This is a genomic window from Caldimonas sp. KR1-144 (assembly GCF_049446155.1).
Taxonomy (GTDB): Bacteria; Pseudomonadota; Gammaproteobacteria; order Burkholderiales; family Burkholderiaceae_C; genus Rivibacter.
Genome location: NZ_JBMSEE010000009.1, coordinates 48,525 through 69,587 on the forward strand (window position 1 = coordinate 48,525; position 21,063 = coordinate 69,587).

A 21,063-nucleotide genomic window follows, 5' to 3' on the forward strand; every position below is an offset into this window, starting at 1 on the left:
CGGACTGCTGGCCGATCGAGACAAGCGCCTGCTGGGTCAACAGACTCCAGGGCCCAAGGAGACGACGCCATGCCCCAGACCCTTCCCAGTTCGCTGCCGCCCGGCGCGATACGCACCCTGGCCCTGGTGGGCCCGGCCACCGCGGGCAAGACCAGCCTGGCCGAGGCGCTGCTGCAGGCGGCCGGCGCGATCGGTGCGGCCGGCAGCGTCGAGCGCGGCAGCACGGTGGCCGACTTCGATCCGCTCGCGCGCAAGCACCTGCACTCGCTGAACTCGGTGCCGATCCACCTCGCGCACCGCGAGACGCGCATCCACGTGATCGACACGCCGGGGCTGCCGGATTTCATCGGGCCGGCGCTGACCGCGCTCGAGGCGGTGGAGACCGCGGTGGTCGTCGTCAACGCCGCCAACGGCATCGAGCCGACCGCGCGCCGCATGATGGACGCGGCCGCGCAGCGCGGGCTGGCGCGCATGGTCGTGGTCAACAAGATCGACGCCCAGGGCGTCAACCTGGCGGCCCTGCTCGAGGACCTGCGCGCAGCGTTCGGCAAGGAGTGCCTGCCGCTGAACCTGCCGGCCGCCGGCGCCAGCGAGATCGTCGACTGCTGGTTCGAGCCGGCCGCCGCGCCCGGCCACGAGGCCGATTTCTCCTCGGTGGCCGCCGCGCACCGCGCCCTGGTGGAACAGGTGGTCGAGGTCGATGCCGCGTTCGTCGACCGCTACCTCAACGAAGGCGACGTCGATGCGCGCGAGCTGCATGCGCCGCTCGAGCAGGCGCTGCGCGAAGGCCACCTGATCCCCGTGTGCTTCGTCTCGGCGCGCAACGGCACCGGCGTGGCGGCGCTGCTCGATGCCATCGTCTCGCTGCTGCCCAACCCCACCGAAGGCAATCCGCCGCAGTTCCTGCGCGGCGAAGGCGCGCAGGCCGAGCCGATCGAGGTGCTGCCCGATCCGCAGCGCCACGTGCTGGCCCATGTGTTCAAGCTCAGCATCGACCCCTACGTCGGCAAGCTCGGCATCTTTCGCGTGCACCAGGGCACGCTCACGCGCGACAGCCTGCTCTACGTGGGCGACGGGCGCAAGCCGTTCAAGGTCGGCCACCTGTTCATGCTGCAGGGCAAGAACCTCGTCGAGGTGCCCAGCGTGGGCCCGGGCGAGATCGCCGCGGTGGCCAAGGTCGACGAGATCCATGCCGATGCGGTACTGCACGACGCCGCCGAGGACGACCACATCCACCTGAAGCCGCCGGCCTTTCCGGTGCCGGTGCACGGCCTGGCGATCGAGCCCAAGCGCCACGGCGACGAGCAGCGCATGTGGGAGATCCTGCAGAAGGTGATCGCCGAAGACCCTTGCCTGCGCATCGAGCAGGTCGCGGCCACGCACGAGACCGTGGTCTACGGCCTGGGCGAGTTCCACCTGCGCGTGCTGCTCGAGCGGCTCTCGGAGATCTACAAGTTCGAGGTCGCGACGCGCCCGCCGAAGATCGCCTACCGCGAGAGCGTGACCATTCCCGCCGACGGCCACCATCGCCACAAGAAGCAGACCGGCGGCGCCGGCCAGTTCGGCGAGGTGTTCCTGCGCGTCGAGCCGATGGCGCGCGGCGCGGGCTTCGAGTTCATCGACGCGACCAAGGGCGGCGTGATCCCCAACCAGTTCATGCCGGCGGTGGAAAAAGGCGTGCGCCAGGCCATGGCCGAGGGCGCGATCGCCGGCTATCCGGTCGTGGACGTGCGCGTGACCGTCACCGACGGCAAGCACCACAGCGTCGACAGCAAGGAAGTCGCCTTCGTGACCGCGGCGCGCAAGGCCTTCATCGCGGCGGTGCGCGAGGCGCGCCCGATCGTGCTCGAGCCGATGGTCGAGATCGAGATCGCCGCCGCCGACGCGCACATGGGCGACATCACCGGCGACCTCTCGTCACGCCGCGGCCAGGTCAGCGGCACCGACACCTTGGGCGACGGCCTGCTCGCGATCCGCGGACTGGCGCCGCTGGCCGAGCTGGCGGGCTACCAGTCGCGCCTGAACACGCTGACCGGCGGCCAGGGCCGCTACACGATCGCCTTCAGCCACTACGAGGCGGTGCCGCCGGGGACGCAGCAGAAGCTGGTGGCGCAGCACAAGGTGGCGGAGGAGGAGTAGGTCTCGCGGGTTCAGCGGGAGCGGCTGTCGAACTCGACTTCGACACGCAGCCGCGAACGCACCGCCACGCCGTCCAGCTCGCCCGGACGGAAGCGCGCTCCCATGAAGGCCTTGCGCGCGGCTTCCTCCAGCGCTGCAGGAAGCTCGGCTTCCTCGACCCGCACGCGCTGCACGACGCCGGCCTCGTCGATGAACAACGCCAGCACCGCGCGGTGCCAGCCGGTGTCGCCTTCGAGCGCGGGATAGTCGAGCGCAACCGGCTCGACGGGCGTGGGCGCGACGCTGAGCCAGGGACGCGGCAGGTAGTCGGGGCCATCGGCCGCGTCGATCACGGCATAGGCCGCCGCGGGCGGCGCTTCGCCGGCGTCGGGCACCGGCATGGCCACCTGCACATGTGTTGCGTCGGAGGGCGTTGGCAATTGGTGCGCCGCGGGCGTCGACGATGCCGCGCTTGTGTCCGGCTCGGCCACCGACGCGATGCGCACGGTCACGGCCGGGACACGCGTTGCCGTGCGCACCGGCGGCGGCGCCGCATGCAGCGCCGCCCAGGCAGCGAGGTGCAGCGCGCCCGTCAGCGACAGGCAAGCCAGCACCGCAACCGCACGGCCCCTGCGCGTGCGACCGGCATCAGTTCGCGAGCTCACGCCACGAGGTCCGCCGCACGCCACTGCCCGAGCCGCGGCGGTCGGGATCGTCCTCGGTGCGGATGTTGCCGTTCTTGCTGACCGCGATGGTCTTGGTCAGGCCGCTGGGCAGCTGGATCGTCGTGATGCCCGCCGTGAGCGCGTTGCCCAGCGACAGCGCCGGCACCAGCGTCGCGCCGGTCTTGATGTTGAAGTAGTACAGCCACGAGGAGCCGCCGGTCACGCAGGCATCCGAGCTCGGCACGTTGGTCGCGACGATCAGCATGTCGAGTTGCTGCTGCATGTCGACGTCGACGCGCTCGCCGCTGGACTGGCTGAAGTCGGCGTACCAGCCGGTATCGGTGCTCCAGGTGATGGACTGCGGCGTCGTGACGGCGCGATTGGCGCCGAGAGTCTGCGCAACCATGCCAGGGGCGGCTCGCAGGTTGCCCAAGCCGGTGCTGCCCAACGTGTCCTTGAAGACGTAGACCGACTGCGTCGTGCCGTCGCCGATGTCGCCGCTGCCGAGGTAGCGGCCGGTGCCGACCGAGACCAAGGCATAGCGCTGTCCGTTGGACGTGATCTCGGTCAACTCGGGCTTGACGGTGATCGGCTGCACCGCGCCGCCGGCGCTGCGCGCCTGGCCGAGCAGCAGCGCCTCCGAGCCGGACGGCGCGATGTTGTCGTCGAGGTCGAAGCGCCAGACGTTGCCCCGCATGTCGCCGCCGTAGATGCGTCCGATGGTGTTGTCGGTCTCGTCGGCGACCCAGGCGTTGATGCGGCCGAGATTGTTCGGCGTGGTCGTGTCGCCGGCGGCGGTGGTGCCGCTGATGTAGGTCGGGATCTTGGCGATCTGCACGCCCGTCATGGCGTTGAGCACGAACAGATGGCCGTTGCCGGTGCCAGGGCTGACGTTGTTGTAGCCTGAGGTGAACGCGACGACCCAGCTGCCGTCCTTGAGCTTCGTGACCACCGGGTTGCCGAAGCTCAGCCCGAGATCGCTGTCGTTGGCCGAGGAGTACTCCCACAGGCCGATCGGCGCGCTCGGGTCGGTCACGTCGAGCGCGTAGTACCCGCGACCGCCCGCGTTCAGGCCGCCGATCAGGATGGTCTTCCAGCCGCCCGTGCCGGACGGGTCGTAGACGTCGGCGACGGTCGGCGCACCGTCGACGTAGTACTGGTGTTGGCTCGCGTAGTCCTTGTCCGCCAGCTTGTAGAGCTTGTGCATCACCATGCGCGGCACGTAGGCCCACAGCTCGACGCCAGTGTCGGCGTTGAACGCGTGCAGCATGCCGTCGTTGGCCGCGGTGTAGACGACGGCCTGGCGGCCCGCATTGCTGCTGGCGAAGGTCGAGTAGCCGCTGTCGACATACTTGAACGACGGCTTCTTCACGTAGACGGGCACCGAGTTGACGATGTCGCCGAGGACGTTGCGAGCCGAGACTTCGCCGTCGTAGCGATCTCGAAACAGACGTGCCGCGTTGCCGGTCAGATCCTCATGCTGGCTCTGGCCGCGCAGCCAATTGACGAGGTTGGCGCCCGTCATCAGCGACTTGTCCAGCGTCGTGTCGCTGCACTGGCTGAGCTTGGGCGTGCCGCTGCTCGGGCACAGGTCGTCGAACGACGCGTTCAGACTCGCGGTCTGCAGGCGCGAGTAGGTGAAGTCCGACAGTCGCGCCGCGCCGCCGTTCGTCGGGTCGAAGAACTTGATCGTGCGCGTGTCCGATGACGCCGAGACCTTGGACAGCAGCAACGTCGCGGCCGACCAGGTACGCGTCGACGAAACGTCGCCAGTGGTCACGTCGACCGTGCGCGCCTCGAGGTCGCCGTTCCACAGCGCGGTCTTGTAGCGCGCCACGTAGGCGAAGTTGTCACCCGATTCCGGCCGCAGGTTGCTCGTCGCCGCGGCGGCGCCGGCGCCGCTGGCAGCGTCGATGCTCTCCAGCGCATCGCGCAGGCTGGTCGACAGGGAGGTCGGATCGCTCGCGCTGTAGTAATGGCCTCGGCCATTGACCGCGGCGTGCCACAGGTCGTCGATGCGCTCACCGCCGCTGTTGGCGATCGGGTTCGGCCACGGGGCGCTGCCGTTGACGATGTTGTAGTACGAGCCGGACGTCTGCTTCTCGTAGTTCGGGTCGTAGGTCATCGTGCCCGAGACGCCGAGGCCCAGCGTGATGGTTTTCATGTGCTGCCAGGTCGCGACGTCGCCGGCCTGCTTGCCGCGCTCGACGTTGTTGGTGCACACGTTCTGACCCGACACCGCGCCGGTGCAATAGGTCGAACCGGCCGCGCCGTCGCGCAGGTCGGTCTTGTAGTAGTACATCGCGATGTCGGCCAGCGTGTTCTCGAGGCCGTCGCCGCCGGTGCTGTTGTTGCGCCGCCAGTCGTCGAGATAGGGCAGCTCGGTCGCCGGCGTGGTGTTCTTGCTGTCCTGGTTGCCGATTGCGGTGCTGCCGTTGAGCTGGGTGACCGAGTTGTTCCACTCGTCGCCGGTGTTCCAGTAGCCGTCGGTCGACAGGATCGTGTAGTTGCGCTGGCAGGAATACTGGATCGGGTCGCTCTGGTTCGACAGCCGCTTGCCGTAGTAGCGCCCCGCCTTGGCGAGCGCCGAACGCAGGGGCGTCGAACCGCCGGGAGCCGTGGCGTAGAGCTTGCTGAAGAAGGTGGTCTTCTGGCCGGTCGCGTCGAAGTCGCGGATGTTCAGAAACTCGTTGCCGTCGCTGGCCCCGCTGTCGTGGATGGTCGAGAAGCCAACGCGAAAGCGCGACGGGTCGATCTCGGCGAACACCTGGCCGGCGGCGGTGCGCATCATCAGCATGCGCGTGCGGTAGTACGAGTACCAGTTGGCGTAGTTGGTCTTCTGCGCCGCGGTCCAGCCGCTGGCGTCGGTGACAAAGCTGAAGTTCTGCCAGTTGTAGCTGTTGCCGCTGCACGCGGGCGCGCTGCTGGTCGTGTAGCTCGAGTAGTAGAACCTGCTGTTGAGATCGACCGTGCCGTCGCGGCACACCCAGACCCAGCGACCACCCTGTCGCTCCCAGTCGCACACCTGGCCGGTGGTCGTGCCCACCTTGGTGCTCGGCGTGCTGAGGTTCGCAACGACCGACAGGTCGACCGTGGCGCTGCCGGCGTTGAAGCCGTCGACCTTGGCCGCGGTGAACGATGCATCGGCGTAGCGCACGCCGCTCTCGTCGACCGGCGGGTTGTAGGTGCGGTTCGGGTTGTAGAAGATCTGGTTCAGGCGGTAGTCGCCGAAGCACAGGTTGCCGAAGTTCGCCTCGTCCGGCAGGTAGTCGTCGGCCATGCTCCCCGAGTCGTCGAGGATGAACATCAGGTTGGGGCGAATCGACGTGGTCGATGAGGTGGCCAGCGGCGCGTTGGCGATCTCGGCGGTGGCCGAGAACACGCTCGCGCCCGCGATGCCGAGGATGAACGCAATGGCGGCGCGCGCCGCCAGGCGGGACCAGCCGAGGACGCAGGACGGGGTTCGCATGACGCTCTCCGTGAACACGATCAGGGCCGGCGGGCCCTAGAACGTGACGATGGTTTCCGTGTAGCTGACGGTGCCGCGCCCGCCCACCACGCGCACGATCACGCGGTAGTACGGACCGCCCGGCCCTGGCGCCAGGCGCGCCGTGCCGTACTTGATTTCGCCGCGGTTCGGGCCCTGGGCGACGGTGCTCGCGGCCGGCGACGAACAGCTGTTGCCGCTGGCGTTCGGATCGCCGGTGGTACGGCACAGCCGCGTGATCACGTAGCGGCCGGTGTTGCTGCCGACCGTGACATCGGCCGAGGTCGACAGACAGGCGCCCGACGATGCGCAGGTCCCGTCCCCGTCCCAGTCGACCATCGCGCGCGTGGCAGCGGTACCGTTGCCGGTGGGATCGAGCGTGTCGACGCTCGACGCGTAGTAGCCGCTGGTCGTGATGTTGGAGTACAGCGTGTTGCCACCGGCATTGGTCTCGAGCCAGTTGATCGCGCGCTCGGCGACCTGGTCCGCCGTGGCCGTGGCGTCCTGCTTGAAGCCCAGGTTGCCCATCACCAGCGCGCCGGTGTCGACCGAGCGCACCAGCGCCACCGCAGCGAAGGCCAGCGCAACGAGCGCGACCAGCGCGAACATCAGCGAGGCGCCGCGCTCGCCGTCCCGGCACCGCGAGCGAAGAAGAGATGGCTTCATGTCCGCTTCCCCGCTCACGAGTGCCACAGCATGTTGCGCAGCGGCACCGTGGTCTCGTAGACCTTGTAGCGGTAGTGCTGCCAGTCGGTGAGCGTGTCGATCTTCAGCGTGACGCATTCCGACGAGCCGCAGGTCGCCGCGCCGGCCACCGGCACGGCGGCGCCGACGTTCCACAGCGGATTGGACGAGGTGACGACATCGCGCTCGTACTGAGCGCTGCGCGCGACGATCGCCACGCGCACCGTCAGCACCTGCGCCCAGCCGGCCTGCGTGGTCGGCGTCGTGTTGTCGTAGCTGTCGACGATGCCGTCGCCGCTCGTGTCCTTGCCGTAGAACGCGCGCAGCTGGACGATGTTGTTGAACACGTCGCGCGTGCTCGTCGTTCCATTGGTGGTGCTGAAGTCCGCCTGCTGCAGCCTTTGCCTCGCAGAGACGCTGTAGGTGCGACTGGTGAAGCGGCCCAGGTTCACGAGGTAGCTGCCGACTTGATAGCCATCCGTGGGGAAGACGGAGTTGGTGGGCTGGTTCCAGTTGCTCAGGCCCGAGTTGTGGTTCACCTTGTTGTTACCCAGCCCGTCCCCCGGGCCGGCGTTGCTGTTGGTGACCTGGAACACGCTGCACCAGTTGGCCGCATCAGGTGTCTCGGGCACCGCCAGCATCATGTCGCCGTCGGCGATGCCGAGTGCCGAGCTGACGAAGAAGTTGGCCGCAGTGCGCGGATGATTCGTGATGATCGGCGCGACGATCGAATAGCTGTCCTTGTCGCTGCCGAGCACCTGCACCGAGTCGGGCGCGCCGTTCGTGCCGGCGGTGATCACGACCGGTGCCAGCGTCCAGGTGAAGTTGGTGCCGTTGTACTGCGCGCGGATTTCGCACCCCAGCGCCGTGCGGCTGATCGTGAGACCGTAGCCGGCCGACTGCAGGTCGCGCTGCAGCGAGTACAGCGCCAGCGCACCGTTGACCTGGGCGTCCGAGCCCGAGGTGGTGGTGCGCTTTTGCGCCTCGGCGAAGACCAGGGTCTGCGTGATCACCAGCGTGGCCAGCAGCGCGACGACGACGCCTACCATCAGCTCGATCAGCGAGACGCCGCGCTGGGCACGCACGAGCGCGAAGGTGTCGTGACGGCGGCGATTCATGGCCGTGCTCACAGCGCGATCGCCGTGGTGGTGGAGTAGCTGTGCGAGCCGTCGCTGGGCGTGGTCCACGTGACGGTCACCGTCACCTGCCCCCCAGCGACGGTGACCGTCGCATTGCCCGCCGGCAGCACCGTAGCGACCTTGGCCTTCCAGCCGTTGCAGCGTGCATAGCTGGTGCAGGAAGCGGTGGCGTAGTTGGCCAGGTTGCCGGCGTCGCCCCACATCGTGCCGATCAGCTCGCTCGCGAGGTAGGCTGCGTCGCCGCGGAACTTGGTCGCGGTCTGGGTCTTGGTCATCGCGCTTTGCAGGCCGACGATGCCCAGCACCCCGATCGAGAAGATGATGATGCCGACCATCGCTTCGATCAGCGCGACGCCTCGCAGCGACTGGCGCCGCGGGCCTCGATACATGCCGGTTCGCTTCATTGCCTTCCCTCTCACGAACACTTGCGCGGATCGGCGGTGTCCGACACGCCCGGATCGCACACGCGCACCGCCCCGCCCTCATTGACCTCGACGCGCAAGCTGCGATAGCTGCCGCTGGCAGTCGACGTGACGTTCACGCGCGCGATCGGGCTGGCGTTGGACACGCGGCCGAAGCCGTTGAAGATGACCGCGGACGCCGCCGTCGTGCCGTCGCCGGCCACCGCGGAGACCGAGGCCGACAGACCGCCGTCGCCGGCCGCGCGCTTGTCGACGATGCGCGGCGCGGTCGTGTCGGAGGCCGCAGCGGAGCAGCTGCTGGCCGGGTCGTCCAGGCTGATCACCCACGACGCGCCGTTCGCCGACGCGGCGCAGCTGTCGTCCATCGTCTTCGCGTCCGTCAGCGACACCAGCGTGAACCGCACGTTCTGGTTGCGCCGGATCGCCTCCATGCGCGCGCGCTGGATGCCGGCCGAGATCGACTCGGCGGCATTGCGGATCTGGGTGTTCTGCAGCCAGCTCTGAAAGCTCGGCAGGCCGAGCACGATCAGCAGCGCCATGATCGTCAGCGCGACCATCGACTCGATCAGCGTGATGCCCCGCGAGGTCCGAGCAGACGCGGTGGATCCGCCCTTCGACAAGCTCGGGACGGTCCACTCGCGTGCCTTGCCGGCCGCGCCAGGCCCAAGGGCCCGGCCGCTCGCCAGGCACGAAAGGTCCACTGGACCTTTCGTGTCCAGGCTCGCCCCCCTCGAGGGCGATGCGCCGCAGGCGCTTCGGGGGTGGGTCATTTCAGCACTCGTCCCCGCGCGCCAGCCAGCACGCCTTGCCGCTGACCGTCTGGCCCTTGAACTTGGTCGTCGCCTTGGCGTTGGCGCTCGTCAGCGTGTAGTCGTTGCCCAGCGCCGCGCCGCTGGAACCGGTGGCCGTGAGCGTGTAGCTCTGGTTGTCGGCGCCGAGCGCGCAGCTGAAGGTGAAGTAGCGCGAGCCCGGGCTGAAGTTGTTCCACGACGGGGCGCCGGTGCCGTTGGCGCAGGTCGTGCCGCCGGTGTTGCCGTAGCCGCGAAAGTCCTGGTAGTACTGCTCGAGCTTGACGCGGTAGTCCGACAGGTAGGTGAACGCTTCCTGCACCTGGCCGCGGCGGACGTAGCTCGTGTACGCCGGATAGGCAACGCTCGCGAGGATGGCCACGATGGCCACCGCGATCATCAGCTCGATCAGGGTGAAGCCGCCATGGCGGCTCGCGTTGCGTTTTGTCACATCCATTCCCCTCGCGTCCGTCAAGGCCGGAAACCGACCAGATTGACGGATGGCGCGATCCTAGGGATGAATGGCAAAAATCAGGCAGGAAAAAGTCACACCGGCCATCGCTGTCACCGGTTGACACGCCCGACCCCCCGGGGCTCCGGGGGTCTGTGCCCGAAGGTTGTGGCGCCGGCGCGTCAGCGGCCGACGAGCGATCGCGCGCTCAAACGGCGCGTGGGCGCACCTTCGCCGCAGCCGCCTTGGCGCGCTCGCGGGCCGTCTCCACATCGCCGTGCCACGCCAGTGCGACGCCCATGCGCCGCTTGACGAAGCTCTCGGGCTTGCCGAACAGGCGCAGGTCGGTCTGCGGCACGGCCAGCGCCTCGGCCACGCCGTCGAACACGACCGCCTTCGCATCGACGCCGCCGTAGATCACCGCGCTGGCGCCCGGGCTGGCCAGTCGCGTGTCGACCGGCAGACCGAGGATGGCGCGCGCGTGCAGTTCGAACTCGCTTTGCCGCTGCGTGGCCAGCGTCACCAGGCCAGTGTCGTGCGGGCGGGGGCTCACTTCGCTGAACCAGACCTGCTCGCCCTTGACGAACAGCTCGACGCCGAAGATGCCCTGGCCACCGAGATCGTCGGTGACCGCCTTGGCGATCTCGCGCGAGCGCGCCAGCGCCTTGGGGTGCATCGGGTGCGGCTGCCAGCTCTCGACGTAGTCGCCGCTGACCTGGATGTGGCCGATCGGCTCGCAGAAGTGCGTCTCGATGCTCCCGTCCGCCCCGCGGGCCCGCACGGTGAGCTGGGTGATCTCGTAGTCGAAGTCGATGAAGCCCTCGACGATCACGCGGCCGTGGCTGACGCGCCCGCCGGCCATCGCGTAATCCCAGGCCTTCTGCACGTCGGCGGGGCCGTCGATCTTGCTCTGGCCCTTGCCCGAGCTGCTCATCACCGGCTTGACGATGCACGGGTAGCCGATGCCGCCGTCGATCGCCGCCTGCAGCTCGGCCAGCGAGTCGCAGAACTTGTAGGGGCTCGTCGGCAGCCCCAGCGTCTCGGCCGCGAGGCGGCGGATGCCCTCGCGGTCCATCGTCAACCGCGCGGCGCGGGCCGTCGGGATCACGCGGACCTTGCCCTCGGCTTCCAGCGCCTCGAGCACCGGCGTCGCGATCGCCTCGATTTCGGGCACCACGATGTCCGGCCGCTCGGCTTCGATCAGCGCGCGCAGCGCGTCGGGGTCGCTCATCGCGATCGTGCGCGCGTGGTGCGCGACCTGCTGGCCAGGCGCGTTCTCGTAGCGGTCGACCGCGATCGTCTCGACGCCCAGGCGCTGAAGCGCGATCAGCACCTCCTTGCCGAGTTCGCCGCTGCCCAGCAGCATCACGCGGGTGGCGGCAGGCGACAGCGGCGTGCCGAATCGGGCGGTCTTGGCGGAAGAACTCATGGCGATGCGACGAACAGCGGCGAGAGGGGCCGGCATTGTCCCTCCTGCCGCGCGGCCCCCTGGGCAAGCGTCTTTTATCATCGGGGCATGACCCAGGATCTGGCCGGCATCCGGCTCGACAACGCGTTGCGCCTGTTCGACGAGTTCGTCAGCGCGACCGTGAAGCACCCCGACGCCGCCACCTTGCGCGGCCTTGAACGACGATTCGCCGAGCGGTTGGGCATCCAGCCGAGCTACTGGAGCCAGATCAAGAGCCGTTCGCGCCAGATCGGCGAGCGGCTCGCACGCCAGTTCGAGCAGGCCTGCCACAAGCCGCAGGGCTGGATGGACCGTCCCGCCGGCGCGACTGCACCTGCGGCACCGGCCGCTGCGCCAGCCTCCTTCAGTGCCGAGCCGCCGCGCGACGACGGCGTGCCGCGCGACGACGACGAGCGATTCATCGTCGGCCTGGTGCTGAGCTACTACCGGCGCCATCCGCAGCGCGCCCGCGCGCGTCTGCTCGACCTGCTGGGCGAGGTGCTGACCCCGCCCGCGGCGCCACCACCACCCGCGACGGCGTCCGCCAAGGCGGTCGCCGTCGACGATGCCGATGCCTGGGCGCGCGCTCAACGCGGCATTGCGCCGCTGAAGAAGAAGCGCTGAGCCGAGCCCAGATCGGGCCGCCGGCCCGACCGCGCCCGCATGCCCCCTAGCCCTAGGGGCGTCGCATCAGGCCAACAAGGCTTGCGCAAGATAATCAATTGTTTATCATCTGCGCAAGTTGTTCGTCGAAGCCCAGCGCTCTCGGCAAAGCAGCGAAGCCCTCCCCGTCACACCCATCCACCGACAGCCCGGTTGCCATGTCATTTCTGAGTTCGTTCCAACGCCCCGCGCTCGAGCACGCTGCCTCCATGGCAGCCATCGCGCGCACCGCAGGTGTTGGCAATGCACGCAGGCCCCGGGCGGCCTGGCGGTCGAGTCGTCTCCTCTGATCGACGAGCGACTCACCACCAACGGCCCGGGATGGCGCAAGCCCCCGGGCCGTTTTGTTTTTCCGCGCGCCGCAGACGGCGCGAGCTTCAAGGAGCGATCGATGAACTGGACCCGCCATACCCCCCGCCACGCGTCGCAGCGCATCGCGATCGCCGTGCCGCGCCCGCGCAACCCGCATGCCCTGGCCGCCGGCCAGCGCATGGCCGGCGCGCACGGCCGCGGTGCCGGCGGCAAGCGCCAGCAGGCGCAGCGCGCACTCGCGCGCGAACTCGATGCCCTGGCCACCCGGGGCCCCTGAGCTTTTCGGCCGCCCGGCGTCCAGCGGGCGCGGCGGCCGGCCCGAACGATGGAGACGATCATGACCACGAGGAGTTACGCCGGCGGCCCCACCGCCGTGTTGCCCACCAGCCCCGCCGGCAGCCTGAGGGCGCGCCTGGCCGCGGTGCTCAGAGCCTTGGCCGTGCTGCTCGCACGCGCCGCGGTGCTCGTCGCGACGCCACGGCCCAGCCGGCCCGTCGCACCGCAGGCGCGCGAGTTCGTCGACGGCGCGCTGTACGAGGAAGGCCGACTTGTCGGCCACGTGAAGGGAGTCAAGCGCCTATGAACGCGAGCGTTATCGTCGCCGCCGTTGCGGCGATGGCGGTGGTGAGCGCCTGCGAGTGCACGCAGGCGCCGGCCACGCTCGAGGCTGCCGCGGGTTTCCCCGGCTACAGCGCCTCGTGCGAGGACCGATACCCGGATCAAAGGGCACCCGCTTCGCACCCGAGCGGGTGCGAAGCGGGCCACCCTCACCGATGCTGAACCGACCGCCGACCGACCTCGACGCCTGGACCGCATGCTTTCGCGACCAGGCGATCCCGGTGCTTGAACGCACCACCCAGGAACTCGCCTTGCTGCGCGAGGCGGAGGCGCGCCACGGCAGCGTCGACGCCCACCAGCTCGGCGAGACCCTGCGCCACGACCCGCTGATGCAGCTGCGCGTGCTGGCCCACGTGGCCGCGCTCGCGCGAGGCCGCGCCGGCGACGACGAGCGCCATGCCCCGGAAACGGTGATCGGCGCCCTCGTGCTGCTGGGCGTCGGCCCGTTCTTCCGCGCCTTCGAGGAGTTGCCCACCGTCGAGGCCCGCCTGGCAACGCAGCCGCAGGCGCTCGAAGGCCTGCGGCGCGTGATCCGCCGCGCCCACCGCGCCGCGACGTTCGCGCTCGGCTTCGCGGTGCACCGCATGGACGAGGACGCGCCGCAAGTGCACCTGGCCGCTTCGCTGCACGACTTCGCCGAGATGCTGCTGTGGTGCCACGCGCCGGCGCTGGCGCTGGAGATCGAGCGCCGGCAGTCGCTCGATGCGACGCTGCGCTCGGTCGTCGTGCAGCGCGAGGTGCTGGGCATCGAGCTCGGCGCGCTCGAGCAGGCGCTGATGCAGGCCTGGTCGCTGCCCGAGCTGCTGCGCCGCATGACCGACGACCGCCATGCCGATCATCCGCAAGTGCGCAGCGTCGCGCTGGCGGTGCGCCTCGCGCGCCACAGCGAAGCCGAGCGCGGCGGCTGGAACAACGCCGGCGTGCCGGCTGACCTGGCCGAGATCGGCGAGCTGCTCAACCTGTCGCCGGACGCCACGCTGAGCCTGGTTCGCTCGCTCGACGACTGATCCCGCGGCCCTTCTACACTGGCCCGATGACCGGCCCCGATCGCGCCTTCTGGCAGCAGCGCTTCGTCGACCAGCAAACGCCCTGGGACCGCGGCGCACCCAGCCCGCAGCTGGCGGCCTGGCTGGCCGACGGCACGCTCGCTGCCGGCATGCGCGTCGCGGTGCCCGGCTGCGGCGCCGGGCACGAGGTGCTGGCGCTGGCGGCCGCGGGCATCGATGTCGTCGCGCTCGACTACGCCCCGGCGGCCGTGGCCCTGGTGAGCCGGCGGCTCGCGCAAGCCGGCCTGCAGGCGCGCGTCGTCGAGGCCGACGTGCTGGCCTGGCAGCCCGAGGCGCCGCTCGACGCGATCTACGAGCAGACCTGCCTGTGCGCGCTGCATCCCGACCACTGGAGCGCCTACGCCGCCCAGCTGCAGCGCTGGCTACGCCCCGGCGGACGCCTCGCGCTGCTGGCGATGCAGGCGCCGCGCCCGGGCAGCCGCGACGGGCTGATCGAAGGCCCGCCCTACCACGTCGACATCAACGCGCTGCGCGCGCTGTTTCCGGGCGCGCCCTGGCATTGGCCGAAGCCACCCTATGCGCGTGTGGATCATCCGGCGCAAGCCCACTGGGCCGAGCTCGCGCTGGTACTCGAGCGACGCTGATCCCGCGGGGCCGGCCGGCACCTACGTCGCGATCGGCGTGCCGCGTGACTGGCTGAGCCGCTAGCGTGCGTGCGAGGTCAGGCGCGCGTAGTCGGGCACTTCACCGGGCACGGGCCGCGCCGAGCGCGCGCCCGCCGAGGGCGCGCCGACCGCGGCCTGCGGCGCAGCGCCGCTGCGCCGCATCGCCACGCCCACCGCCAGAACGTCGATCACCGCCAGGTGCAGGATGCGGCTGATCATCGGCATCTGGGTCGTCACGTCTTCGGCGTGGTCGATCGTGATGGCGAGCGTCGCGCGCTTGGCCAGCGGCGCATGGCTGGGCGTCAGCGCGATCACGCGCGCGCCGCGCTCTAGCGCGGTGTCCACCGAGTCCTGCAGTTCCTGCACCTTGCCGGAGCCGGAGATGACGACGAGCACGTCACCTGGCCCCAGCACGCCGGCGGCCAGCTGCTGCACCCTCGGATCGGTATAGGCCGCGGTTGGCACGCCGAAGCGCAGGAACTTGTACTGTGCGTCCGTCGCGACGATGCCGTACTGGCCCACCGCATGAAAGTCGACGCGGCGCGCCGCGAGCAGCATGTCGATCGCGCGCTGCACCGCGTCGGCGTTGATCTCGTCGCGCGCCTTGAGCACCGCGGCGGCCGTGTTGTCGAGCACCTTGGCCCCGAGCTCGTGGGTCGAGTCGGTGCGCTTGACCTGCGTGTGCGAGACGGGAATGGTTGACGTCAGCCCCGAGGCCAGCTTGAGCTTGAAGTCCGACAGGCCCGCGCAGCCCATGGAGCGGCAAAAGCGCACCACGGTCGGCTGGCTCACGCCGGCCTGGCGCGCGATGTCGACGATCGGGTCCGACAGCGCGCTGCGCGGCTGTGCCAGCACCCAGTCGGCCACTCGCTGCTCCGCGCCCGACAGCGAGGCGCGCATCTGTCGCACGCGCTCGAGCAGGCTCGAGCCGCCGCTTTGGCGGCGCAGCTGCGCGTCGAGGATCGCCGATGCGCCCGACAGCGTGTCGGTGTCCGAGGTGATGACGAAGGTCGGGATGTTGGCCACCAGCGCGGAGAAGCGGCCCTTGGCCTCGAAGCGTGCGCGAAAGCCCGAGCGGTCGAAGTACTCGCCCAGCCGCGGCACGATGCCCCCGCCAATGTAGAGGCCGCCGTAGGCGCCGAGCGTGAGCGCCAGGTTGGCGGCCACGGTGCCCAGCATCTCGCAGAACATCGCGATCGACTCGACCGCCAGCGCGTCGCTGCCGGCCAGCGCGCGGCGCGTGATCTCGGGCGCGGCCAGCGGCTCGGGCGTGCGGTCGGCGCGTGCCGCCAGCGCGCGGTAGATGAGCTCGATCCCCGATGCCGAGATCAGGCGCTCGGCCGAGACGTGGGCGTACTGACGCCACGCGTACTCGAGCACGCTCAGCTCGCGCGGCGTCTGCGGTGCGAAGGCGACGTGGCCACCCTCGGTGGCCAACGACACCCAACCGTCCTCGACCGGAATCAGGCCGGAGACGCCGAGGCCCGTGCCCGCGCCGAGCAGGCCGATCACGCTGCGCTCGCGCGCCTGGCCGCCGCCGACCTGTCGCACCTGGCCCGGTTCGAGGTGGGGCAGGCCCATCGCCAGCGCGGTGAAGTCGTTGACCACCAACAGCGTGTCGAAGCCGACCGCGCGGCGCGTCGCCTCGATCGAGAACTGCCACGGGTAGTTGGTCATGCGCACCTCGTCGCCCTCGACGGGGTTCGCGATCGCGATCGCGCCCAGGCGCACGTCGCGCGAGTCGACGGCGCCGAGGTAGGCCTTCAGCGCGGCAAGGAAATCCGGATAGTCGGCGCAGCGCAGGTTCTGGCGATCTGAGTAGACACCGGGCTCGCGCTCGAGCGCGAAGCGGGCGTAGGTGCCGCCGATGTCGGCGAGCAAGCGGGGCGCGATCGGAGTTGGCATGGGCGAATCATGCCTGCGCGGCGGACCGCGCGGGTTCAATAGTCGCCTTCGGCGGGGTGGATCGTCATCTCGTCGACGACGATGTGCGCCGGCAGGTCGACGAGCGCGGCGACCTGCTGCGCGAGATCGTGCGTCGGCAGCGCCCACTGCCGGTCCTTGCTGCCCTCGACCGCGCCGTTGAAGGCGCTGTCGATGATGCCCGGCAGCACCGTCGTACAACGCAGGCCGCTGGCACGCAGCTCCTTGTGAAGCGATGCGGTGAAGCCCAGCAGCGCGTGCTTGCTGGCGACATAGGGCGCCATGTTGGCGAGCGGGCGGCGCGCCAGGTCCGAGGCAATGCTGATCAGCTGCGCACGACCGCGCGCCAGCATGCCCGGCAGTAGCGCATGCGTCAGCAGCATCGGCGCCGCGATGTTCAGCTGGACCAGGTCCGTCAGTTCGCCAGGCGGGTTGTCGAGGAAGGGGCGCCACGGACCGATCGCCGCGTTGTGAACCACGACGTCGACGCCGCCGAGCGCCGCCTCGACGCGCCGCGCGAACGGCTCGATCGATGCCGTGTCGCGCAGGTCAACCGCCTCGCACACCACGGATTGGGGCGCCGAGGCGCCGATCTGCTCGGCACGAAGGCGCAGCTCGTTCGCGTTGCGAGCCGCGATCGCGACGCGGTGGCCGCGCTCGGCAAGCACGCGCGCCAGCGCGGCGCCGAGGCCGTGGGAGGCGCCCGTCACGAGAACATGCTTCATCTCACACTCCGGGTTTCAACTACCTGTAGTCAGATTACATCACCAACCCCGGAGAACCTTTGTCGCGCATACCCAGCGGCAGGCAACGCAACCTCGGGAATCACCCGTAGTTGATCTTTCTGTAGTTTTGCTACATTGAACTTCGTCGTCCGGGCTCGCTCGTGGTGAGCCGGCCGCCCCTCCTTCGAAGCTTCCGATGCGCTCGCAGCTCTCCAGCAAATCGTTTCCCTGGCTCGTCGCGGACATCGGCGGCACGAATGCGCGCTTCGGTCTCGTGTTCGCGCCCGGCGCCGCAGCCGAGCACGTCGAATCGCTCAAGTGCGCCGACTACCCGACGCCGCAGGCCGCCGCGACGGCCTATCTCGACGACCTGTCGAAGCGGCTGGGCAGGCGTCCGCGCCCGCACCACGCCGCGATCGCGCTGGCCAGTGCGATCCACGGCGATGCGGTGCGCTTGACCAACAACCCCTGGACCGTTTCGCGCGACGCGCTCGCGCAGGCACTGGGCGCCAAGCGCGTGCTGCTGCTCAACGACTTCGAGGCGCTCGCGCTCGCGCTGCCGCGGCTCGGCCGTGACGACGTCTCTCTGTTCGGCGGCCGCGCGCAGCCCGATCCGCGCGCGCCGATGGCCGTCATCGGCCCGGGCACCGGCCTGGGCGTGTCGAGCTGCGTGCCGGTGGCCGACGGCGACTGGGTCGCGCTAGCCGCCGAAGGCGGCCATGTCACCGTGGCCGCGGCCGACGACCTGGAGTCCGATGTGCTGCGCGTGCTGCGCCGCGAGTACCCCCACGTCTCGGCCGAACGCGTGCTGTCCGGCCTGGGCCTGCCGCTGCTGCATCGCGCGCTGTGCGAGGTGCGCGGCACGCCGGTCGAGACGCTCTCGCCCGAGGAGATCACGCAGCGCGCACTGGTCTCGCGCGACGACGCGGCGCTCGCGACGCTGGACACCTTCTGCTCGATGCTGGGCACCTTTGCGGGCAACGTGGCGCTGACCGTCGGCGCGCGCGGCGGCGTCTTCGTAGCCGGCGGCATCGCGCAGAAGCTCGGCGAGCACCTCACCGGCTCGAAGTTCCGCGAACGCTTCGAGGCCAAGGGCCGCTTCGAGAGCTACATGGCGCGCATCGCGACCGGCCTGGTCATCGCGCCGCACGCGGCGCTCACCGGCGCCGCCCAGGGCATCTCGCACGCCTTGCGCGAGGCGCATCCCGGCGGCTCATGAAGCCGCCGGTCCACCCGATTTTTCAGCCGGAGCCGGACCAGTGACCGGCTCCTCGTTCACTAGCATGTAGGAGACAGCATGAATCGCAAGATGTTGAAGGTGCTGCCGATCGCGGCGGCAGCGGCACTGACGGGCTTGTCGGCCCAGGCCTTCGAGTTCCACGGCTACCTGCGCTCCGGCGGCGGCAGCACGATGAGCAAGAACGGCGGCCAGACCTGCTTCCAGCTGCCCGGTGCCTACGCCAAGTACCGCCTCGGCAACGAATGCGAGACCTATGCGGAACTCGCGGCCGACCAGGACCTCTTCGAGGGCAAGGACGGCGTCAAGTTCGTCTACCACGGCCGCCTGGCCTACATCTCCGACCAGCAGCAGGACTACGAGAGCTTCAAGGCCGACGGCCGCGACGCCGCGCTGCGCGAGAACTGGATCGAGGCCAAGAACCTACCGTTCGCCGGCGGCGGCACCGTGTGGGCGGGCAAGCGCTTCTACGAGCGCAACGACATCCACATCAACGACTTCTACTACTGGGACACCTCGGGCTACGGCGTCGGCATCCAGGACGTCAAGGTCAGCGATACGCTGAAGTTCTCGTATGCGCTGTTCCGCAACGGCAACAGCAGCGAGAGCGCGACCACGCGCCATGACTTCCGCCTCGGCGGCATTGGCCTGGGCGGCTTCGGCGACCTCACGGTCGGCGTGCAGCTCAACACCGCCGACGCGACCGACGCCGCCAAGGCCGCCGGCCAGGACAACGACGGCCAGGCCATCACGGTGCAGCACTTCATCGGTGGCGTGCTGGGCGGCTTCAACAAGTTCGCGGTGCAATGGGGCAAGGGCTCGGCGCGCAACCTGTCGCTGCCCTACCCGGACAATGGCGAGGACGAGGACAACAAGACCTTCCGCATCGTCGAGATGCTGCAGTGGCAGCTCAACCCGTCGTTCAGCGGCATGGCCACGCTGATCTACCAGGACCAGAAGGACAACTACAAGTGGACGTCCTTCGGCATCCGCCCGGTGTGGCACGTGACCGACTACTTCAAGGTCCAGGCCGAGTACGGCTATGACCAGGTCAAGCCGACCTCGGGCGACGCGGTCAACCGCCAGACCCGCAAGCTCAACAAGATCACGGTGGCGCCGACCATCGTCGCGGGCCGCGGCTTCTGGGCGCGCCCGGAGCTGCGCCTGTTCTACACCTATGCCAAGTGGAACGACGCGGCGCGTGACCTGTGGGGCGGCGTCGCCGGCGGCACGGCCGGGCGCTTCGGCAGCGACACCAACGGCTCGACGATCGGCTTCCAGGTCGAATCCTGGTGGTGATCCACGCGTTGCCCCTGCGGGGGCAACCCGGCGGGCCACGCTCCGCCGGCTTCTCTGCTCTTCTCTTCTAGGGAACTTGGGGCGCTCTTCGGGGCGCCCTTTTTTCTTGAGGCGAGCGCGGCGAAGACCCTCACCCCAGGCCTCTCCCGCGCGCGGGAGAGGGAGCCCCCCCGGACGGAAGCATGGGCCTTTGCTCCCTCGCCCCGCGAGGGGGAGAGGGTCGGGGTGAGAGGGCGATCAGCGCCGCGGCGGGCGCTGCTGGGGACGCTGCTGGGGACGCTGCTGCGGGCGCCGCTGCATCTCGCGCGGCGGCGGCGCGTTCTTCGCGTCCTCGCGCGCCTTGGCGAGCAGCGGCTCGAGCTGCTCGGGCGCAATGCCCTTGAGCGCGCAGAAGTTCGCCGGCGTCAGCGTCGTGCGCTCGAAGTCGCGCAGCAGCTGCATGCGCGCGCGGCGCTCGTCTTCTTCCTGCTGACGGCGCGAGGCCGTGATCTCGCGGCGACGCGCGAGCTCCTTCGCGGCGATCTGGCGATGCTCCTCGCTCAGCTCGCCGTCGGGCTCGCCATCGAGGTTGAAGCGCGTCTTCGCCTTGGTGATCGCGATCAGGTAGCCGGTGCTGCCCGTGTAGCGGCGAAAGAAGGCCGACAGCGCCTGCTTGCTGAACACGCCCGGTGCGCGCTCCTGGATGTCGGCCTGGATGCGCAGCTTCAGTGGCTTGGGCGCGCCCGCGAACAGCGCCGGGAAGCGTTGCTTCAGTTCGGCGGCGCAGTCGAAGTGCGCGCGCTCCTCAGGCTGCTGCGCGGCGGGAGCTTCTTCGGAAGGAGGGGTCGACGTCATCTCGCAGGCACGATCGGTGGGATCCGGATTGTGCCCACGATGGCGGCCGGATGGACTCGGCCGGGACCCGGCTCACTTGCGCGCCTTGACCGCCTCTTCGGCCGAGAAATACGCGGTGCAATCACCCTGGTTGATGAAGATCTGGTTGCCCTGGGTGCTGAACCACTGCGAGTCCCTGGGGCAGTCCTTCGAGTCGCCCTTGTGGATGATGTAGTTGTACTTGCCGTTGCGGAACTCGTCGGCCTTGACCTGCCAGTGCACGCCGAAGGCGTCCTTGCCGGTCGGCTTCAGCGGGTTCATCCAGGTGATGCCCATGATCGGCTGGTCGCTCTTGCTCTTGCCGCCGACGACCTTGCCGTTGTCGACCTTCTCGAAGCTCTCCCACAGGTGCACGCCCCAGCCGTCGTAGCTGCCGTCGGGGCGGTGGTAGTGGATCGAGATCATGCCTTCGGCCGGCTTGGCGATCTCGGGGGCGGCCTGCGCATTGGCAGCCGGCACGGCGGCGAACGAGAACGCGGCGGCGGCCGCGGCGGTCAGGGCGAGGCGTTGAACGATGCGCATGGTCTGTCTCCTGGTGTG

20 protein-coding genes are annotated in these 21,063 nt (G+C 69.7%); 8 read left to right on the forward strand and 12 right to left on the reverse strand.

Going from position 1 to position 21,063, the window contains the following annotated elements; all coding sequences use genetic code 11:
* The first annotated feature begins 69 nt into the window (after window positions 1-69).
* Window positions 70-2,139: an elongation factor G gene (fusA, locus tag ACO2TI_RS19160; protein ID WP_423286783.1), complete on the forward strand. Its 2,070-nt coding sequence runs from the start codon at window positions 70-72 to the stop codon at window positions 2,137-2,139.
* Window positions 2,140-2,150: 11 nt separating this feature from the next.
* Here the strand turns inward: fusA and ACO2TI_RS19165 are convergent, their stop codons facing one another.
* The 8 genes from ACO2TI_RS19165 to purT form a co-directional block, all read right to left on the reverse strand.
* Window positions 2,151-2,783 carry an energy transducer TonB gene (locus ACO2TI_RS19165; protein WP_423286784.1) on the reverse strand — a complete coding sequence of 211 codons (633 nt, stop codon included), beginning with the start codon at window positions 2,781-2,783 and terminating at the stop codon, window positions 2,151-2,153.
* Window positions 2,767-6,252, reverse strand: a complete 3,486-nt coding sequence (locus ACO2TI_RS19170) for a pilus assembly protein (RefSeq protein ID WP_423286785.1) — start codon at window positions 6,250-6,252, stop codon at window positions 2,767-2,769. Before ACO2TI_RS19170 ends, ACO2TI_RS19165 begins: the two co-directional genes overlap by 17 nt.
* Window positions 6,253-6,288: 36 nt before the next feature.
* Entirely contained in the window at window positions 6,289-6,936 is a 648-nt protein-coding gene (locus ACO2TI_RS19175; protein ID WP_423286786.1) for a pilus assembly protein PilX, read from the reverse strand.
* A gap of 14 nt (window positions 6,937-6,950) precedes the next feature.
* Entirely contained in the window at window positions 6,951-8,072 is a 1,122-nt protein-coding gene (locus tag ACO2TI_RS19180) for a PilW family protein (protein ID WP_423286787.1), read from the reverse strand.
* Between the two features lie 8 nt (window positions 8,073-8,080).
* On the reverse strand, window positions 8,081-8,497 hold the full coding sequence (locus ACO2TI_RS19185) for a type IV pilus modification PilV family protein (RefSeq protein ID WP_423286788.1): 417 nt from the start codon (window positions 8,495-8,497) through the stop codon (window positions 8,081-8,083).
* Window positions 8,498-8,508: 11 nt separating this feature from the next.
* Window positions 8,509-9,285: a GspH/FimT family pseudopilin gene (locus tag ACO2TI_RS19190; protein WP_423286789.1), complete on the reverse strand. Its 777-nt coding sequence runs from the start codon at window positions 9,283-9,285 to the stop codon at window positions 8,509-8,511.
* A gap of 1 nt (window position 9,286) precedes the next feature.
* On the reverse strand, window positions 9,287-9,760 hold the full coding sequence (locus tag ACO2TI_RS19195; RefSeq protein WP_423286790.1) for a type IV pilin protein: 474 nt from the start codon (window positions 9,758-9,760) through the stop codon (window positions 9,287-9,289).
* A gap of 202 nt (window positions 9,761-9,962) precedes the next feature.
* Window positions 9,963-11,183: a formate-dependent phosphoribosylglycinamide formyltransferase gene (gene purT, locus ACO2TI_RS19200; protein ID WP_423286791.1), complete on the reverse strand. Its 1,221-nt coding sequence runs from the start codon at window positions 11,181-11,183 to the stop codon at window positions 9,963-9,965.
* Between the two features lie 87 nt (window positions 11,184-11,270).
* Between purT and ACO2TI_RS19205 the strand changes: the two genes are divergently transcribed.
* The 5 genes from ACO2TI_RS19205 to ACO2TI_RS19225 all read left to right on the forward strand — a co-directional run bounded on the left by ACO2TI_RS19205 (window position 11,271) and on the right by ACO2TI_RS19225 (window position 14,445).
* Window positions 11,271-11,825, forward strand: coding sequence for a hypothetical protein (locus tag ACO2TI_RS19205; RefSeq protein ID WP_423286792.1), 555 nt, complete (start codon window positions 11,271-11,273; stop codon window positions 11,823-11,825).
* Between the two features lie 430 nt (window positions 11,826-12,255).
* A complete protein-coding gene (locus tag ACO2TI_RS19210; protein WP_423286793.1) occupies window positions 12,256-12,453 on the forward strand; it encodes a hypothetical protein in 198 nt (65 codons plus the stop codon).
* A 60-nt stretch (window positions 12,454-12,513) separates the two neighbouring features.
* Window positions 12,514-12,759: a hypothetical protein gene (locus ACO2TI_RS19215; RefSeq protein ID WP_423286794.1), complete on the forward strand. Its 246-nt coding sequence runs from the start codon at window positions 12,514-12,516 to the stop codon at window positions 12,757-12,759.
* A 190-nt stretch (window positions 12,760-12,949) separates the two neighbouring features.
* Window positions 12,950-13,801: an HDOD domain-containing protein gene (locus ACO2TI_RS19220; protein WP_423286795.1), complete on the forward strand. Its 852-nt coding sequence runs from the start codon at window positions 12,950-12,952 to the stop codon at window positions 13,799-13,801.
* Between the two features lie 26 nt (window positions 13,802-13,827).
* A complete protein-coding gene (locus ACO2TI_RS19225) occupies window positions 13,828-14,445 on the forward strand; it encodes a methyltransferase domain-containing protein (protein ID WP_423286796.1) in 618 nt (205 codons plus the stop codon).
* 60 nt (window positions 14,446-14,505) lie between these two features.
* Here the strand turns inward: ACO2TI_RS19225 and ACO2TI_RS19230 are convergent, their stop codons facing one another.
* Both ACO2TI_RS19230 and ACO2TI_RS19235 read right to left on the reverse strand, forming a co-directional pair.
* Window positions 14,506-16,371 carry a glucokinase gene (locus tag ACO2TI_RS19230; RefSeq protein WP_423286797.1) on the reverse strand — a complete coding sequence of 622 codons (1,866 nt, stop codon included), beginning with the start codon at window positions 16,369-16,371 and terminating at the stop codon, window positions 14,506-14,508.
* A gap of 35 nt (window positions 16,372-16,406) precedes the next feature.
* Window positions 16,407-17,114: an SDR family oxidoreductase gene (locus ACO2TI_RS19235; protein WP_423286798.1), complete on the reverse strand. Its 708-nt coding sequence runs from the start codon at window positions 17,112-17,114 to the stop codon at window positions 16,407-16,409.
* 196 nt (window positions 17,115-17,310) lie between these two features.
* On the opposite strand from ACO2TI_RS19235, the gene glk reads away from it, so the two are divergent.
* Window positions 17,311-18,333, forward strand: a complete 1,023-nt coding sequence (gene glk / locus ACO2TI_RS19240; protein ID WP_423286799.1) for a glucokinase — start codon at window positions 17,311-17,313, stop codon at window positions 18,331-18,333.
* Window positions 18,334-18,411: 78 nt separating this feature from the next.
* Window positions 18,412-19,650 carry a maltoporin gene (locus tag ACO2TI_RS19245; protein ID WP_423286800.1) on the forward strand — a complete coding sequence of 413 codons (1,239 nt, stop codon included), beginning with the start codon at window positions 18,412-18,414 and terminating at the stop codon, window positions 19,648-19,650.
* A 237-nt stretch (window positions 19,651-19,887) separates the two neighbouring features.
* On the opposite strand, the gene ACO2TI_RS19250 is transcribed toward ACO2TI_RS19245, so the two are convergent.
* The gene (locus tag ACO2TI_RS19250) at window positions 19,888-20,484 is read right to left on the reverse strand and encodes a ProQ/FINO family protein (RefSeq protein ID WP_423286801.1); all 597 of its coding nucleotides are present in this window, start codon (window positions 20,482-20,484) and stop codon (window positions 19,888-19,890) included.
* A gap of 72 nt (window positions 20,485-20,556) precedes the next feature.
* Window positions 20,557-21,045, reverse strand: coding sequence for a pullulanase-associated domain-containing protein (locus ACO2TI_RS19255; protein WP_423286802.1), 489 nt, complete (start codon window positions 21,043-21,045; stop codon window positions 20,557-20,559).
* Between the last annotated feature and the right edge of the window lie 18 nt (window positions 21,046-21,063).